Below are 18,363 nucleotides of genomic sequence, written 5' to 3' on the forward strand. Positions count from 1 at the left end.
ATTTTCTATCAGTTTAACTTTTGAAGTGAAGTTTCTAGTTAACGAATATAACAATAAAATTACATATCATAACAAATTGTAGTTCAATAGTATTTGTTATTTCCAAAATGGTTATCTCTATTTTGTTTATTAACTTTTATGGAATATAAAACAATTATTTGTAAATGAAGTTACAGTTAAATCTATATAAAAGTAAAATTGGAAACAATTACTAAGATTTTTAAGAAAAAATATTAGCAAAAAGGTAGAAATTCCAAAAAACTTGTATTATTATAGATTAAGTAGAACGGATTGGTAATTAACCCAATTATAGTTCTCTAGTTTAATAGAACTAGCCAGTGATATTATTACTTGTCGTAGGAATTATGAATTGGTCATTTAGTAATGAATTTGTTTTTTTGTAAGTCGTTAGTTATTTTGCTCTATAAAGAGCTTGCGTGCCTAACGCACTACTTTAGATATTGAAAGGGAGTTTTTTCTAACATGGGAAAAAAGAAAGCAATTAAATTAGCAACGGCAACTGCAATTGCCGCATCAGCGTTCGTAGCAGTAGCACCAACACAATCAGAGGCTGCAACTAGCTCAGTTGACAAAGCGATTACAAAAGCAACAAACCAAATGGCAAAGGCTTATGATACATATCATAAAGCAGCTAAAGATGAAAAAACACTTCCTAAAACTGCAACAATCAGAAACGAAGTGAAATTGGCTAATGATTACTATACTGCTGCAACAAAAGAAATCGCTAAAAACGGCGGAAGCAAAACTCAAAAAGCGACGTACACAAAAAAATTAGAAGCTAAAAAATACTTCCTTGATCGTGCTGAAGCATACTTAGCAGCTGTTAACACAAACCTTAACCCTGAGAAAACTGCATTCAATGAAGCGGTTGAAGGCGGAAAACAAAAAACTGTTTTAGCTGCTCAAACAGCTTATAACAAAGCAATCGAAGGTTTCGAAGCGAAAGTAGACAAAATCTACGGACCAGATGCTCGTAATCTTTTAAAAGAAAAGTATGCAGCACCAGCTCATAAATTAGTTGACTCTGTAAACGATGAAATGAAAGTTTATAATGCATACAAACAAATCGAAGGCGAGAAGCTTATCGAAAAAGATCTTAAAAAAGCTGGCGAAGTAATTGAAAGTGTTAAAGCTGAAGTTGCAAAACTAAAAGCAAAAGATACTAAACTAGCCAAAAACATCCTTGTAGCTGTTGAGAAAAATGACAAAGCATATGAAGCAGCTCAAGTACCTGTAGTTAAAGAAGTAAGTGCGGTTAACGCTAAATCGATCAAAGTAACTTTCAGCAAAGCTATTGACGATACAAAAGCTAAGTTTGAAGTGAAACGGGGCACAATCAAACCAACAGTTAAAGAAATTAAATTTTCAGAAGACAAAAAGACTGCAACTATCGAATTCAGCACAGTTATGGCTGAAGGGGAGTATACAGTTAATGTAACAGGTCTAACTGATGAAGTTCTTACTGGTAAAACAACTGTTGCTGCTGAAAAGTTAACAAATATCAAATTCTTAAGTGATGCAGCAGTACTCTCGACAGATGATATTGTTGCAAAAGTGACTGCAGAAAATCAATATGGTGAAGACATCACTTCTAAATTAAATACATCAACGAACTCAAATATTACAGTTACTGCATCTAAAGGAACTGGTACTTCAATTGATAAAGATGGAAATTTAAAGGTTACTGGTAGTGCAAACGAATTTAAAGCTGATGATAAAGTGGTAGTTACAGTTGTTGATTCATCTACAGGCATTACTGCAACTAAAACATTAACTGTTGCTAAAGCTGCTGCTGTAGAATCAATTGTTTTAGGTGAGTTAAAAACAGATGATGAAGAGTTAGCTAAAAAGACAGTTAACGTTTCAAATATGTCTACTAATGGAAATAAATATTATGTTCCAGTTACAGTTAAAGATCAATATGGAAACACCCTTAAAGCTGCTGATTTAGCAGGTGTAACGGTAGTGTCTTCAAATAACAATATCGTTAAACCAAAAGCTTCTCCATTTAAGGATACAAAAAATGGTACTGTAATTGAGTTAGATACTCCAACAGCTACTGCTACTCACGGGACAGCTGTATTAACAGTAATTGCTTCAGGAACAGGTAAAACTGCTAACACTTCAATTGTTGTTAAGGAAAACTCTAAACTTGATAATGTAACACTTGAAGCTCCGTCAACTACACTTAAAGCAGGTGTTGCTGCTGAACTTCCTGTATCTATTACAAACACTTATGGTGAAGGTGTAGCTCTTAAAGATGTAAATGTGTCTGCTAATGTAGCTAATACGGAGTTAACATTAGATACGAATACAAAGATTTCTGCAATTGGAGCAACTTTAAAAGTTGAACAAGATTATGTAAATAAAAAGGCTGTTCTAAAAGTAACTCCATCTGCCAAAAATATTACTATCACAGTAGTTACAGCTACAGGTAAATCACAAGTATTAAACTTCAAAGCTGAAGATGCTCCAGTACCAGCTGGTATCAAAGGCCTTGATAAAGATTTTGTTTCTTTATTAGCTAACGATCAAACATTAACAACTGATTTGAAATCTGCGGTTGAATTCACTGACCAGTTTGGTGAAGAGATTGTACAACCTACATTTGATGCTCAGGATGCAAATAATACAGCATCAGATTTAGACTTCACTATCAAAGCAAAAGATGCTAATAACAATGTTACAGATTATAATTCAGCAACTGCTAACGGTGTTATTTCATCAAGTGCAAATGCAGGTACTGAAACTTATGAGGTTGTTTTAAAAGAAGGTACAAAAGTTCTTGATACTATGGAAGTTACAGTAAGTGTTGTTGACGCAGATAAACTTACAGCATTCGGTATTGATGATTTGAATAAATTCTATACTGGTGCAACCTCTGCAAAACATAATCAACAAGTTACGGTTCATGGTTTATTAAATGGCAAAAAGGTTAAAGTTAAACAATCAATGGTTGCTGATGTATCCGCTAATAATAGACTTAAAATTGGTTCTGACGGAGCTTTCACAATTGCAACTGCTAGTGATGTAATTGATACTGATGGAAAAGATGTTGCTTCAACATTGACTGTTCTTGTTGCAAACAGCAAAAACACATATACTGTTTCTAAAGAGGTAACATACAGTGATGCGGCTCCAGTTGCTAAATCATTAGTAGCTAAATATAACGGTAAAGAAGTATCAGGTGCAGTACAAGTAGCTGCAGATACTTATGATCTTTCAGATTCTAATGCAGATTTCCATTTCTCAGCAAAAGACCAATATGGTGTAGCTAAAACTACAGGTTTAGTAGTTGTAGGTACAAACGCGGAAACTGGTAACTCTGTAACTGGAACTTCTGTAACTTTAGTGCCTACAAAATCTATTCAATTAAATGTTCGAATTGATGGATTATCAACTTCAATCAAAGCGATTGGTGAATAAGTATTCAGGCAATATTCTAAAAAAAATTATGAAAATTTTATATTGCTCATAATTTTACAAAAGCTCTACATGGAAGAAATTCGTGTAGGGCTTTTGTTTTGTGATAAAAAGGGTCTATATTACAGGCGGTGCTAAGACAGACTACCTGAGTGAAATTGAAGATAATTAAATTGGCTTTATACTAGTTATTGAGGTACCTGTACAATTCGTTCGCATAACTTCCAATTCTTTTATACTTAATTGATGAAAAACAAGTAGAGAATTGAGTTGCGTGAAAATAAAAGGAAGCAGAGAGTATTGAACTGGTCCCCTTGTCAAGGACACATTAAAAAAAGAGGTTAGGCTGCTAGAAGATGATTCCTATACTGAATGGGGGTCATCTTCTTTAAATTCCATTGGTATCGAGAATAGTTATAGTAAATCATATACTGTTTGATTTTAGCCTTCAATTCCTCTAACGATTGACAAGACTCGTAGTCTATTTCATCTTTCAAATGGCCAAAAAATGATTCTTGTGGCGCATTGTCCCAACAGTTTCCGCGTCTAGACATTGATTGTCCTAACCCGTATTTATTTAGTAACTTTTGATAGGTAGGGCTTGTATAATGGCACCCTTGATTGGAATGAATAAAGGCGTCTTTATGTAGTTCTATTTTCTTGTTGCTCATTAATTTATCTATGGTTTTTGTGGCGATGTCTAAAGTGATTCGATCAGAAATATGATAGAATAAAATTTCATTAGTGGTACCATCTTTTATGGTAGACAAATAAGCCATCGCTTTATTTCCGTATGGCAAATAAGTAATATCTGTTAATAATACCTTCCCGGGGATTTCTTGCTTGAATTCCCGATTTAATTGATTGGGCACGACTTGGTGCTCCTTGGTCGCTTTTGCGATCTTTTTATAAGGATTAGATTTTCTATATGGGCAAACGATTTGATACTTTCTCATAATCCACTGAATCTTCTTCCGGCTATAAACAATGCCGTACTCATTCTCTAATACCATTTTGATGGAACGGGAACCTTTTATATAGCCATGTTGGTTAAACGCCTTTAAAATTGTTGCCTTAGCCTCTCCATCCACTACTTTCTTTTCTAATCGAGGTTTGGAAGCTTTCAAGAAGCTATAGTATCCCGAACGGGATACCCCTGTTAGGTCACAAAAGTATTTCGTCAGGTTCTTAAAATTATTTTCCTCAATCGTTTCTTTTATCAACTTAAATATCTGATTGGTTTGGAGTTTTTCGCTTCTGCTCAACAGCCGCCTTTCTGTCGCTTCTAGCTTTTTTAAAAGTTCCACTTGTCCTTCTAACAGCTTAATTCTGGCTTCTTGTCTCTGAATGACTTCCTCTTGTGTAAGTTCTCGTTTGAGTAATCTACCTGAAGCTGTTTTTCGGGAATCTGACAGTCCAATTAATCCATCCTTTTCATAGGCCTTCTTCCATCTATAGGCTGATTTTTCGACCCATTTTATTCCAATAATATGGATATCGAATCCATGTTCCTCAAATATTTGTCTAGGAAGTTCAAATATTCATTAATAAATGCTTGTTTAAACTCTTCCGTATAGGTAATCTTTACCTGACTGATATGCTGTACATGAGGGTTGTTTTGAAGTATTTTTATATCTTGATCTGTAAATGTAACTTTGCTCATAGTAAATCCCCTACTCCGCGATATATAAGAATTAAGTATATAAAAAAATACCTATAGATGAAACACTCTTTTTCAAGTGTCCGATCTATAGGTACCAGTTTATATTTATCGCTCTCTTTTTTCTATTAGTTGTATCAAATAGAATTATAAGTAAATATTATTACTATGAAGGTATCACTAAACACCCTTAGTTCCTTTCGAGGAGCTAGGGGTGTTTCTATTTGAGGAGGAGAAGAAATGCTGAATGAAGATTGGTTTGTGGAGAATAAAGGAGATGTTCAACATAGAAGTCCGGGAAGATGAGGTGAGCTATGAAGCCTATGACTCCTATCATGAAGAACTGGATGAATTGTTGGTTCCTGCGGAGCACCTGTAAAAGCTGCCGAATCCGCTACTCTTCGAAACGTTTTTTTATGTCGATAAAAAGGGGAATGAATGGCTAGCGGGATTTGTGTTGGAAGAAGAATCAAGAGAGACGTTGTATGAAGTATGGATAAAGAATGGAGGAATGAGTAATGACTAGGAACCACAAGATTGTTATGGACGGGGAAGTGTAATATAGGGAAGTTCACGAGGCAACAGGATTCTATGAGGAACAGACAATCTCGGAGGATGAGCTTGTTGAACAGTTATTGGAGGAGGCAGCTGAGGAAGTCATCGAAGTGGATAAGGGACAGATTGAGAGAGCGATTTCCAACATATCAGACCGATACCAGCGGGAAATCGTCCAAAAAACACATGGACTATGTGGAGCTCTAATGCCGCTTTCACGGTTTTCTTTTATAATATACAAATAACATCTTTTGGATTACAAATTTGCCATTTCTACTATCAATAAGAAAATCAATAGTTTAAAAGTATATAACGACTTCCTACAGACTAGGGATAAATTGATGGAATCTACATCCAATTAAAAAAGGACAAGGTACATATAGCTTCAGGAAGTGAACATACTGTAACGTCTTAATCTGAAGAAGAAATTGAAAAATTACTATTCGATAAAATGCCGTTGATAAGCTGTAGACCGAAGGGAAATAATGCAAAACAATAACTGAAATCGGCAGCGTTCGCTCCCTATTACAGTATAGAAATTCTCCAATCACTTGATTTAGAATTCTAGAAGGGAAAAGGTCTCGGAAAAAAATAGAAGGTGAATTTTCCTGTGTGCCAGTCAAAATCATCAGGTGAATCCGAAAAAACTAAAAAGGAAGGAGAAACCATTGAAAATCATTCAATCATTAAGTGACATTGAGTATCTAAAAGTAAGTAGTAAGCTATCGATGTCACTAATAAAAAAATTGAACAAGACTTTCTTAACTTCTATCAAGCTGAAAGTAATGATTTATATCTATTAGAATTTCGCTTGTCTCCGTGGCAAGCTCTTTTTGTGTTTGAAAAGGGGGATGATGTATTATCAAAGATTAATGATCCAGATACATTAGAGTATGTGGAAAAGATAGAAATCAATCAGTTTGCCTATTATCGCAAGGTCTGGGTGATTGATCAAGGCAGTGAAGGAGTCATTGTATTATTTCCTGAAGACTATTGAGTAATAGTTACTGCTTGTTTGCGTAATGTGTTGTAAGCGAGCAGTAAAACTTCATCAATTTTCTTTGGTCGCCATTCATTTTTTTATCTTTTCTTCACACAGATATACAAACAATAAAATAATGTGTTTAAGTAGTAGTAGAATCTACTTCTATGTAAATGTATAAGCGATATAGGGAGATATTCTGATGTATGGGGAAAGACGAAAAAGAAATTTAAGTTTATTAAGAGATGATCAAACGAATAATTCAAAACGCTTACTGACAGATGAAGATGACTGGAATGAAGAATTAGAAGAAGGCTATGAAGAAATGGAAGTTTATGATGAGGAGGAGCAGGAAAGTGATCACATTGAAACAAAGCCTTCCTTTAGTACATAACTACGGACATATTGAGAGCTTGAAGCCTTACCTAGACCTCTTCAAATGAGTTAGTCATATATGATTTAGAATTGTCTGACTATATTAATCGAAAAAAATATCTGTTTTAAAACTACAAAACACTGTTGCTCTTCTCGATGACAGTGAAATTGAAATGGTCTATCAATGCTTGCTAAACATTAATAATGTAGATACTACCGAGCGTGAAAAGCATAACAAGATACTTTCCGGAAAGAAGGAATCTAACACTCAAAATAAAAATGTACAAGAAAGCAAATGTATTAATTGCAACTAAGTAGTCTCAGAAAAGGTAAAAAACTTCTGCGAAACAAGTGAAAAATTCAATGGTAGAATCTATTGTTACGAAAATCAAAAGAAGCGAGATTTGAATTGATAAATAATAGATTTTTCTTCTAAAGTGATTTTCAGGATGTGAATATCGACGTATTAGATGGCTTGAAGATTCTATTGAATTTAATCCAACAAGCGGTCTTGTTTATTTTTTACAAAATAAACCATTTTAATGTATTTCTTAATATAAATACGCGAATTATTGTATAATGAACCTACCTATTAAATATATAGAAGATTAGGGAATAAGATAAGCCTAAGGGGTTTTAAAAATTGAAAAAAGTATCAGTCATCATTGCTGTTTATAATACGGAAGAGTTTTTGGTGGAATGTTTAGATTCTGTGGTGAATCAGACGTATAGGAATCTTGAAATTATATTGATTAATGATGGGTCTAATGATCAATCTGCTGCGATTTTAAATGACGTGGCCAGCCGGGATGAGCGGGTCATTTGTATTCATAACGATATTAGAAAAGGTGTGGGAGCGGCCCGGAATCTTGGCCTGGTTCAGGCAACTGGTGATTTTGTCTATTTCCTTGATAGTGATGATTTCATCGCCCTTGATACAATTGGGCGTCTGGTCGAAAATATTGGCGAGTACGAGATGCTTACGGGTAAGCGGATTCGTTTGAAGAATAAGGAAGATAGCAATATTGATAACATGGTAGATGAAGAAGTGGACGATGGCATGGAAATCGAAGAAGTGGAAGAGAAGGTAGAGGAGGCACAAGTGCGTTTGCGTAGGGGAATTCAACGGACGTTCCGTGGGATGTCTGCCTTGCACATCCTTTTCTCGCATAATTTCGTTAAAGCGAATTCTCTTCGTTTTTCAGAGAAAGTCGAATGCTATTCCGACCTATCCTTCATTACCCCAGTCATCGCTAAGTTGAATACCTACCCGTTCCTGACGCGGTGCTACTATTTTAAGCGTCGGCGTAATGATCCCATTTCCAATCCTGCGTTGATGCAGATGGACCGGGAGAAGAAGGTCACGGATTTCTTGATGATCTATAATCAGCTTCAAGATCTATATGGCACGGATGAACGTGTAGCTTCTTATTTAGATTGGCTATTCTTGAATATTTACCGCAAGCAGGTCATCATGATCTTTTCCGATAATGACCGGATTGGTGAATTCTTCAATGAACTGGCAACGGCTGTGGAAAAGGTGGATCTATCAAGAAGAAAGAAACTGAATGTCGTGGTCAAGCGTGAGCTGAAGCTGTTGCAGAAGAAGAAACCGGAATCGTACAAAAGATTGATTGGCTTCCATCATTTTGCGCGCAATACGAAACGGGCCGTGAAAGGCAGACAGAAGCTGTATATACAATTATACCGTTCTGTCTTCATGAACAAGCCATTGAAGGAAAAGACGATCGTATTTGAAAGTTTCCTAGGGAAAAATTATTCTGATAGTCCGAAGTATATCTACGAATATATGGTCAAGCAAAACATGGATTACGAGTATGTGTGGATATTTAACGAGACGGGGAAAGAACTGCCTGGAAATGCAAAACAGGTGAAGCGTTTCAGCTTAGCCTATTACTACTATTTGGCGACTTCTAAATACTGGGTCAGCAATTCCCGACTGCCCCTTAAATTGAACAAGCGTGAAGGTAATGTCTATCTGCAGACATGGCACGGGACACCGTTGAAAAAGTTGGTGTTTGATATGAACGATATTTACTCGGCCAACCCGAATTATAAGAAGCATTTCTTTAATCAGTCCAGAAGATGGGATTATTTAATCTCCCCGAACCAGTATTCGTCGGACATTTTTAGGAGCGCCTTTAAGTATGAAAAGGAAATGCTGGAATTTGGCTATCCTCGGAATGATGTTCTCTATCAAAATGATAACGAGGCGTATATCTCCAATTTAAAAGAGAAACTTGGAATACCAAGTGATAAAAAGGTGATCCTTTACGCCCCGACTTGGCGTGATGATGAGTTCTATGAGCCGGGGAAATACAAGTTTGCCCTACAAATGGATCTTAAGAAAATGAGGGAGAAGTTGGGTGAGGAATATGTGGTATTACTGCGGATGCATTACTTTATCGCCGATGAAATAGATACGGAAGGATTGGACGGGTTCGTGTACAACTTCTCGAAATACGATGACATTGCAGAACTCTATTTGATTTCCAATCTATTAATCACGGATTATTCTTCCGTCTTCTTCGATTATGCGAATCTGAAACGGCCGATTTTGTTTTTCACCTATGATTTGGAGAAATATCGCGATACACTGCGGGGCTTCTACATCGATATCGAAACGGAAGTGCCAGGGCCATTAGTGAAAAACACCGATGAAATCATTGATGCCGTGACGAATATCGAGCAAGTAAAAGCAAAATATCAAGATATTTATGATGATTTCTACGCTAAATATTGCCGCTGGGATGATGGAAAGGCTGCCGAGAATGTTGTGAAAACCGTATTTGGTGCAGATGTGAAAAAACTCAAATAAGTAAATTTATATCGGTTTCCTTTTCCTCTTAGAATTCTGCCTGAACTGCCGATAGTATGACTATAGTAATCTTTTACTTAGAAACTAGTATAGGAATGAGGCTGAATGAAGATGAGAAGTTTGAAGTATATGTGCTTGGCTTTCTTTATCGTGTTTACTACATTTCCTGCTTATGAAGCAGCGGCTGCGGAAGAGTCTACAGAGATGAAAGTGAAACTGAAAAATTACCTAGGCAACCAAAACACCGTCACCGTAATGGCTACAGGGGACTATCAACTGTCTGATGGAAAAACGATTATCAAGAGTGGAGAAGAACTGACAATCAAGGTGGAGTCAGGTAAGCTTGCGGTATATGAGAATGGAAAACAGGTGGACACGTTTGTTTCGTTTACCGCAAGGCCGGTTAAAGAAGGGTCCCTTTTTTCCATAAATGACCGGATCTATCCGGGATCGATGGAGTTTACTGTGGAAGGCGGTTATGTACGCCCCATCAATCATGTTCCTATTGAAGAGTATGTAAAGGGGGTTGTACCAAGGGAAATGCCGGCATTATGGCATATCGAAGCCCTGAAAGCTCAAACGATTGCAGCTCGTACCTATGCCCTTCGATATCAATCTACTTTGATTGATGATACCGTTTCTTATCAGGTTTATGGAGGGGATGACGGTCACGATCACTCTAATTTAGCGGTAGAACAGACAAAGGGGCTTGTCGTCAAGCATGAGGGGAAATTAATCGAGGCGCTTTTTTCTTCGAGCAATGGCGGGATGACCGAACTGAATTCTAATGTGTGGCCGAGCGGGAAACCTCTTGGGTACCTGGCTATCAAAGAGGATTCATTTGATCCGAAGACAAAGTGGTCGATTGAAGTGGATAAACAGCAGATTGATGTTTCCAAAATAGATGTATTGAAGCCAGATGATTGGTGGACAAGCGTGAAAGAGAAGGATACAACGATTGTCCCGAATTTGAAAACGTGGCTCAAAAGTAATGGCTATAGCAAAAAGGATATAAAAATAACGGACATTCCAGAACTTTCATTTTCGGATAAAACAACTGGGGGTCGGGTCACGAAAGGCTCCATCCAGTTGAATTTCCTTGTGAAGGATATCGTCGGGACCAACGGGGAATTAGTGCCCCAAACAGTCACCCTCATGAATGACGAAGCTTCAAAAATCCGAGCGATGATTGGAACGGACATGATGAAGAGCTACCTCGTTTTGGATTCAAAGTCAGCAAACCCGGATAAGATTGTGGTAGAGGGGCGAGGCTTTGGGCATGGTGTTGGGATGAGCCAATATGGCGCGAAATACAGAGCCGAAGCTGGCCAATCATATCAAGAAATTCTAGCGTTTTATTATCCGAATACATCAATAGTGAGAGAATATAGCGATGCCGGATCAGGACCTGAAGCAGAGCCTATTGTCAATAAGGATACGACGGCGCCGAAAATCACAAACATCCTCACATCTGGGAATTACAGCACCGAAAAGGCGAGCATTTCGTATAGCATAAACGAAGCCGCCATCGTTACGGTACAAATCGCGAATAGCAAGGGAAAAGTGATTGCCACTCCGACTAAAGCTAAATCGCTAAAAAAAGGTGATCATTCGGCTAATTGGGATTTTAAGAATGTATCCAATGGTACGTATGTAGCAACCATCACCGCAATGGATGGCAGTCAGAACAAGAAAACAGCTACTACAAAAATTACAATCAAGAAGACCACGGGTAAAGTGACAGCTAAGGTGTTGAATATGAGGGAGAAGACAGATACTACCTCCAAGATTGTTGCACAGCTGAAGAAAAATCAAACCGTTACCGTTTTAGCGCAACAAGGCAACTGGTATAAAGTGAAAAGTGGTAGCAAAAGCGGGTATGTCTATAAAGCCTATATAAAGAAATCATAATGCGTGACACCATTCATAAACTGAATGGTGTCTTTTTGTTCATTTTTTTAGGATTAAATGGAACATTCGTGGTTATATATACTTATTCCGTCGAGAAAAAGTGATATTATAGGTAATGTGTTAAAAAACACCGTTGTTAATCAAAGGGATTTTTGGGGAAAAGTATATAAAAAGGGGAGTTAGCATCGTGAAGAAGAAAGTTAGATTGTTGTGTATCGCCATTATGTTATTAATCAGTGGAGGATTGCCGATGCATTCGGCAGAGGCGGCTTCCAAACCGACCTATACCATAACACCTGCTAGTAAAACATATAAGAATAATATGATGAATTTTTCTACATATAACACGTATACAAAGCATTACTACTTATTGCGTTCATACCTTGAGCAGCTAGAGAAAAAGGGCGGTGGTATGCTAGTCCTGAATAAAGGGACGTATACGATCAGTAATACGCTCTATGTTCCTTCGAATGTGACAATCAAGATGAAGGATGGCGTGAAGTTGGTTAAAGGAAAGAATACCGGCACGAGCCAGTTCGTTGCCGCCAAATCCATGTTTCAACTTATCAGGCCATCGAAATCCTCCAAGAAGGGGGTATATGGTAAACATAATGGGGAGAAGAATATTTCCTTTATCGGCGAAGGTAATGTAACGATTGATATGAAATATATAAAAGATGGGATCGCCATCATTATGGGGCATAACAAAAACATAAAAGTCGAGAACATCCAGTTCAAGAATATGTATTCCGGTCACTTCATTGAAATGGATGCTTCGGATAACGTCTTGGTTAGCAAGAATACGTTCATGGATTCAAAGGCTTCCCAAAATGTAAATAAAGAAGCCATTAATCTTGATACACCGGACAAAAGCACACAAGGCTGGAGCCAAACTTGGAGTAAATTTGACAAAACAGCCAATAAGAATGTAACCATTGAAAATAATACATTCAAAAATCTGGATCGCGCAGTGGGAACCCATAAATATTCCGAAGGCAAATACCACGATAAAGTTGTGATTCAAAATAATCATATCGAGAAAACACGTAGCGATGCGATTCGCGTGATGAACTGGTCCAATGCCCAGATTAGAAACAATACCATCAAGAATGTGGAAAATGGCAAGGCAGACACCCGAGGCATTTTAGCGAGCGGGGCGATAAATCCAACCATCACGAATAATACCTTTCAAAAAGTCGGTAGGACCGTTCAGTTAATGGCCTGGAAGAACTCAGGACCCGGTTCGGATTATCGGGTGACGTATAATGAACTGAATGAACAAAACAAACTAGACCTAGCGAATAATGTAGCGAAAGAAACAGCCGAACCATTCATCCGGATCAATAACCAATATAATGAGTTCCTTTTAAATACGGAAAGAGTATTCCTTGTTCTCCAATAGACTTTACAAAAGACCGCCAATGAAATGAATTGGCGGTCTTCTTTGTGTGATTACAAATCTTCTGATTTGGTTCGGTCCATATTTCCTTGGGGATGGAAAAGACGTTTTGTAATCGTCAAGGGAGGCACGATTTTGTAAACAATAAATGATACAACCATACTTATCAATGCGCCAACCGTGATATCGGCAGGATAATGGACACCTACCCCTAACCGGGAAAGTGCGACTAGTACGGCTACGACCAACCATAGAAAACGATATCGACTTTTACTGAATAACCAGAAGGTCATACAAAAGGAAAAGAAGAGAATGGTGTGATCGCTAGGAAAAGAATTATTGATATCTTTCTCTATCAATTTATTTACATCGTCCAAAACGGCAAATGGTTGATAATTTGTATGAAGCTTGCTCACTAACTTGCCGACTATCTCGGCAATGATGAATGTTAACCCTGCACAAACGACCATGATCCGATTTCTCCCGTTTCTTGTGAAAAAGAAAATAATAACAGCCAGGGCTAAGAAGTACAGGGAGTATTCTGCGAAAAATATGAAAAGAGGATTCAGGAAATCATGCTCTTTGCCCAAATCATTAATCATCCTAAATAACTTGATATTCAATTCCAAAGTGGTCTTTTCCTTTCATGTAAACTTGATATATGAATCATTATAATACATGTTCGATCCTTTTTGGCTAGAGCCTTACATATAAAAAAACTAGGGCTGACTATGTGTCAGCTCTAGTTTTGGGATAGTTGTTGTCCTGGGGTAAAGGGAACGCCGGCCACATTGGCAATGATTTGGGAGATATCCGTATTGTCGAGTACACCATCGAATGCCTCACTTCCAGGTCCGGTTGCAAAGACAGGTATCATATTGGCGGTGTGGCCTCCTGTCGAACTGGCTGCACGTATACTTCGGTCCGCCACGCCAGCTTTATAATGCTTGGCGATGGTACTGCCAATCTCCCAATCGACGCGATGCTTAGGATACACAAGGGTTTTATTAGCTTTTATGTTATTAATGAAATGTTGGGCTTCTTCAGTTGTAAGAGAGATATGGGCATGGTTCTTGAATACGGAGATGACGCTTTGCAATTCAATCTCATTATTTTTATTAAAGGTGAGCTGTTTGGCCATGTATTCTGTCGAAACATTGATTTTCTTCAATGCTGGAATATCCATGGTTTCCGATGCGGAGATTCCCATCGTTTCGTGGTCAGCTAGCACAACAATGAGGGTGTCCTGTCTTTTTTTGGCCCACTCTACAGCTTTTTTCACCGTCTGGTCAAACTCGATTGTTTCCTTCCAAATCCCCGTATAATCAGTAGCATGTTCCATTGAATCGATGCGTGCCCCTTCCGCCATCAGGAAGAATCCGTTATCACTTTGAGATAAGACATCGAGTGCCTTTGCTGTCATCACGGGTAACGTGGGTTCTTGTGAATGGACTTCTTCTTTATCAAGCTTGAAATTCATATAGGTAGGGTGGAATAACCCCAGCAGTTTTTTAGGTTGTTGAACGGAAGTAAGTTCTTCCTTATTTACAGCATAGGCATAACCGGCTTCTTTAAATTTGGGAATTAAATCTACACCATTTTGTTTTTCCTTCTCAAAATAGGCAGCACCTCCACCAAGGATGACGTCGATTCGATGATTAAAGAGCTGCCGGGCAATCTCGGAACCACCTGTCCAGCGGTTTTTGACGCTGGCACCGAAAGCCGCGGGGGTGGCATCAATCACCATATTAGTGGAAATGAGACCGACTTTCTTACCTTTCGCTTGAAAGGCATCGAGAATGCTGTCTACCTCTGTACCATTGGGATCAACCCCGATCGATTCGTTATTGGTTTTGATGCCAGTGGCAATGGCTGACCCTCCTGCTGCTGAATCTGTCACATAATTATTAGCGGAGTAGGTGCGCATCAAGGCGACATGTTCTAACTTCTCCATATGAAGCACCCCGGATTTACCATATTCGAATTGGCGGGCAATTTCGATGGCCCCTACACCCATGCCATCACCAATGAGCAGGATTACATTTTTGGGAGGCTTTTGAGCTTGTCCGTGAATCGGGTAGGCCAGGAAAATGAGGAGGAGGGATAGAAATGCTAGACCATACGGGCGTATGAATAATTGAATACTTCTGGTTTTTTTAGTCATGTGGAATCCTCCATTAGATGTATGTCTTTCTATTATTTGTAGAGATTCATAAAAAAAACCTTCCTGAATATCAGGAAGGTAAAATCTTTTATGCGGCAACATCTGCACGTTCTGAATTTCTACCAGACTTGAACCAAATAACAGCCAGGGAAAGGGTAGCGAACAAGACAAGAAAAATGGCAAGAACGCTGACACTTGACCAGAATACATCATAATTATTAAGAGTGATGATTGATTTAAAGCCGTTAATCGAATACGTAAGTGGTAGAAATTGACTTAATGTTTGCAATCCTTCTGGGAGCATCTGAACCGGTAAGCTTGAACCTGTTGTGGATAGCTGTAAAACCAAGAATGCAAAAGCGATGAAGCGTCCGATATTTCCAGCTAAGGCCACTAGGAAGAACACGATGGCCAAGAAAGTTAAAGAGATGAATACCGAGAATAGGATTAACATAATCCCATTTGTAAAGGTTGATTTTAAATAGAAAGAAGCGAAAATAGAAGCGATGAGCGCCTGGGCTATGGCAAGCACTGCCATGTTTCTGAATTGAATCGCGTACCATCTAAATGCGGAAACCTCTGTCGCCGCTGGAAATTGTAAGTTGAAGAGACAAGCCATGACCAAAACTCCTACGAATAAAGCCAACGAAAGGATATATGGAGCATTCGCATAACGGTATCCAGGGAATGTATTAATGGATTTCCCATTCAATTCAACTGGTGCCGCGAACATGGCAATATTCTTTTCACCTGTGTTAATGGTACTTAATTTATCAGCACCGCCAGATAGGCCTGTTGTCAAAGTCTTACTGCCATCTTTGATTTGTCCGACTCCACCGTCTACTTGTTGGACGCCAGCGGATAAAGTGCCCCAACCTGTTTTCACGGTTTTCGTGCCGTCACTCACTTGTGTCATCCCGTTATCCAGTTTGCTTGCGCCTATTGTAAGGTCGTTCCATCCGGCTTTCACGGTTTGGTTACCCGCAGCAAGCGTGCCCGTCCCAGCGGCAAGCTTACCAGCACCTTCTGCTAGAGTACTGGTTCCAGAGGCAAGAGTCTTTGTACCGTTAGCCAGCGTTCCAGCCCCGGTTGCGAGATCCTTACTGCCTTTAGCGAGAGTGCTGGTTCCAGCTACGAGGTCTTTACTGCCAGAAGCCAAAGTTCCAGCCCCGGTAGCCAACTCCTCACTACCGGAAGCCAAGCTTGCTGTTCCAGCCGCAAGAGTGGAGGTGCCTTGTGCCAATGAACCCGTTCCTGTTGCTAGTTGACTAGCCCCGGTAGAAATCTTTCCTGCACCTTTAGCAATACTTTGTGTTCCCCCGTACACTTGCTTTTGTCCTGCTACTAAGGTATTTAACCCAGCTTCTAACGTGTTAGCACCCGTTGATGCGCTTGCTAACCCTCCTGATATCTGATTAGCTCCCGCTACTAAACCAGGCGTTTGGTTGGCTAATTGCCCCAATCCGCCGGCGACCTGTTGACTTCCTGCTAATAGCTTTTGGAAATCTGGGCTTGCCTTAAGTTCAGGTACTTGCTCAGCAAGTTGGGCTAAGCCCGATGCAACACCACTAGCGGCTGGAGATAATTGTTTCACCGCAGAGTTCACGCCTTCAGCACCTGTAGAAAGCCCTTTGCTACCTTCAGCAAGAGTCGCAATACCGGCTTTTAACGAATTACTTCCTGTCTCGGCACTTGTTAAACCATCCAATACTTGCTTCGCGCCGCCTTGTAAAGTAGTGGCACCAGTAACTAATTCTTTTGTTCCACTATTCAATTTTTGAGCACCATCATTCACTTGACTTGCGCCACCTTGCAGAGAAGCAGCCCCAGCATTTAGAGAAGTGGCCCCAGCATTTAATTTTTGAGCGCCATCGTTAACCTGACCAATACCGCCATCGAGTTTTTTGGCCCCAACATTGACTTGGTTCACACCGCTATTCAATGCTTGAGCTCCATTATTAAGCTTGCCCGCTCCTGCGTTTAGCTCATTGGCCCCAGCATTTAATTTTCTAGCTCCGCCATTTAAGGTCTGAGCTCCATTGTCTACTTGCTTCGCACCATCCGCTAACTTGCCGATGTCTCCCTGTTTACCAGAAAGAGAGCTATACATCACGCTCGTTCCAGCCTTTAATTCAGCTGCTCCACTTGCAAGCCTTGCGATGTCTGGAGCCTTTTGCTTCAAGGAATCAAGGATTCGAGCGGTACCATTTTTCAGTTCACCGGCTCCATCATTGATTTTTTGAGAACCGTCCGCCCCGTCTTTGAAACCGTTTTCAATATCACCCAGTTGACTGAGCAAGCTTGTTGTATAAGTGGCGGTCACCTTATCAGCCAAGCTTTCTCGAATGCGTTCCGTAGCACTTTTGGTTACTTGGGCAGCCATGAAGTGCAACCCTTCATTTTGTGTATAGATCAATTCGGGTTTTACCGGGTTTGCATCCAATACCGTTGTTACATTCTGTGAAAAGTTTTCCGGTATTTCAATGACCATGTAGTAATCGGTATTTTCTAACCCTTTATTAGCGGTCTTTTCATCAACGAAGTCCCATCCCAGGGTATCGCCAGACCGCAACTCGGCCACTAAATCATTGCCGACATTAATGGGTTTCCCGCCTGAAGTGCCACCTAGATCCTTATTGACGACAGCGACAGGTAATTTGGATAAATTGTCGTATGGCCCCCATTTTGCAGTTAGAATGATGGCTGCATAGATGAATGGGATTAATAAGACAGCAATGATGGCAATAATCCATCCCGTCCTATTTTGGGAGCCACCAAACTGAAATACAGATTCTTTCATACATAACCCCCTACCTATAAAATTTTATAAAAGCTGATTGGGAGCCGTCCAATCAGCTTTAATATAAGTATATTCTGACTATTTATTCTAATTCCTTCTTATTAAAGACAACTAAAAAAGGGGTTTTTAGGATAAAAGTTTCATGAAATAGTAATATTTTTCACGAGTACTAGAACCTAAAGTCTGATTTTTTATCCATATTGTCTAAAAAGTGAGTAATGAATGGACATTCAT

Annotated in this window: 11 protein-coding genes; 7 read left to right on the forward strand and 4 right to left on the reverse strand. The window is 39.1% G+C overall.

The window, feature by feature from the left end:
- Positions 1-483: 483 nt before the first annotated feature.
- Positions 484-3,447, forward strand: a complete 2,964-nt coding sequence (locus tag ACQKL5_RS15710) for a hypothetical protein (protein ID WP_427609820.1) — start codon at positions 484-486, stop codon at positions 3,445-3,447.
- A 338-nt stretch (positions 3,448-3,785) separates the two neighbouring features.
- Here ACQKL5_RS15710 and ACQKL5_RS15715 read toward each other — a convergent pair.
- Positions 3,786-5,107 (reverse strand): IS3 family transposase gene (locus tag ACQKL5_RS15715; protein WP_427609821.1). Its coding sequence is split into 2 segments (ribosomal slippage): positions 3,786-4,972 and positions 4,972-5,107, totalling 1,323 coding nucleotides; the frame shifts between segments, so codons are not numbered across the junction.
- A gap of 244 nt (positions 5,108-5,351) precedes the next feature.
- On the opposite strand from ACQKL5_RS15715, the gene ACQKL5_RS15720 reads away from it, so the two are divergent.
- The 6 genes from ACQKL5_RS15720 to ACQKL5_RS15745 all read left to right on the forward strand — a co-directional run bounded on the left by ACQKL5_RS15720 (position 5,352) and on the right by ACQKL5_RS15745 (position 13,168).
- Entirely contained in the window at positions 5,352-5,483 is a 132-nt protein-coding gene (locus tag ACQKL5_RS15720; RefSeq protein ID WP_427609822.1) for a hypothetical protein, read from the forward strand.
- A gap of 987 nt (positions 5,484-6,470) precedes the next feature.
- On the forward strand, positions 6,471-6,656 hold the full coding sequence (locus ACQKL5_RS15725; protein ID WP_427609823.1) for a hypothetical protein: 186 nt from the start codon (positions 6,471-6,473) through the stop codon (positions 6,654-6,656).
- 187 nt (positions 6,657-6,843) lie between these two features.
- On the forward strand, positions 6,844-7,035 hold the full coding sequence (locus ACQKL5_RS15730) for a hypothetical protein (protein ID WP_427609824.1): 192 nt from the start codon (positions 6,844-6,846) through the stop codon (positions 7,033-7,035).
- 624 nt (positions 7,036-7,659) lie between these two features.
- Positions 7,660-9,855 carry a bifunctional glycosyltransferase/CDP-glycerol:glycerophosphate glycerophosphotransferase gene (locus ACQKL5_RS15735; protein ID WP_427609825.1) on the forward strand — a complete coding sequence of 732 codons (2,196 nt, stop codon included), beginning with the start codon at positions 7,660-7,662 and terminating at the stop codon, positions 9,853-9,855.
- A 111-nt stretch (positions 9,856-9,966) separates the two neighbouring features.
- Positions 9,967-11,766: a SpoIID/LytB domain-containing protein gene (locus ACQKL5_RS15740; RefSeq protein ID WP_427609826.1), complete on the forward strand. Its 1,800-nt coding sequence runs from the start codon at positions 9,967-9,969 to the stop codon at positions 11,764-11,766.
- 187 nt (positions 11,767-11,953) lie between these two features.
- Positions 11,954-13,168, forward strand: a complete 1,215-nt coding sequence (locus ACQKL5_RS15745) for a right-handed parallel beta-helix repeat-containing protein (protein ID WP_427609827.1) — start codon at positions 11,954-11,956, stop codon at positions 13,166-13,168.
- Positions 13,169-13,218: 50 nt separating this feature from the next.
- Here ACQKL5_RS15745 and ACQKL5_RS15750 read toward each other — a convergent pair whose 3' ends face one another.
- The 3 genes from ACQKL5_RS15750 to ACQKL5_RS15760 all read right to left on the reverse strand — a co-directional run bounded on the left by ACQKL5_RS15750 (position 13,219) and on the right by ACQKL5_RS15760 (position 18,129).
- On the reverse strand, positions 13,219-13,767 hold the full coding sequence (locus ACQKL5_RS15750; protein ID WP_427609828.1) for an undecaprenyl-diphosphatase: 549 nt from the start codon (positions 13,765-13,767) through the stop codon (positions 13,219-13,221).
- Positions 13,768-13,907: 140 nt separating this feature from the next.
- Positions 13,908-15,329: an alkaline phosphatase gene (locus ACQKL5_RS15755; RefSeq protein WP_427609829.1), complete on the reverse strand. Its 1,422-nt coding sequence runs from the start codon at positions 15,327-15,329 to the stop codon at positions 13,908-13,910.
- 88 nt (positions 15,330-15,417) lie between these two features.
- Positions 15,418-18,129 carry a YhgE/Pip family protein gene (locus tag ACQKL5_RS15760; protein WP_427609830.1) on the reverse strand — a complete coding sequence of 904 codons (2,712 nt, stop codon included), beginning with the start codon at positions 18,127-18,129 and terminating at the stop codon, positions 15,418-15,420.
- Positions 18,130-18,363 lie beyond the last annotated feature (234 nt).

It is taken from the genome of Peribacillus sp. NPDC097675, assembly GCF_050277655.1.
GTDB lineage: Bacteria > Bacillota > Bacilli > Bacillales > DSM-1321 > Peribacillus.

Coding starts and splice junctions, on each gene's coding strand:
- ACQKL5_RS15710 (WP_427609820.1), top strand. CDS start 484: ATGGGAAAAAAGAAAGCAATTAAATTAGCAACGGCAACTGCAATTGCC.
- ACQKL5_RS15750 (WP_427609828.1), bottom strand. CDS start 13,767: ATGATTAATGATTTGGGCAAAGAGCATGATTTCCTGAATCCTCTTTTC.
- ACQKL5_RS15760 (WP_427609830.1), bottom strand. CDS start 18,129: ATGAAAGAATCTGTATTTCAGTTTGGTGGCTCCCAAAATAGGACGGGA.
- ACQKL5_RS15755 (WP_427609829.1), bottom strand. CDS start 15,329: ATGACTAAAAAAACCAGAAGTATTCAATTATTCATACGCCCGTATGGT.
- ACQKL5_RS15740 (WP_427609826.1), top strand. CDS start 9,967: ATGAGAAGTTTGAAGTATATGTGCTTGGCTTTCTTTATCGTGTTTACT.
- ACQKL5_RS15730 (WP_427609824.1), top strand. CDS start 6,844: ATGTATGGGGAAAGACGAAAAAGAAATTTAAGTTTATTAAGAGATGAT.
- ACQKL5_RS15720 (WP_427609822.1), top strand. CDS start 5,352: ATGAAGATTGGTTTGTGGAGAATAAAGGAGATGTTCAACATAGAAGTC.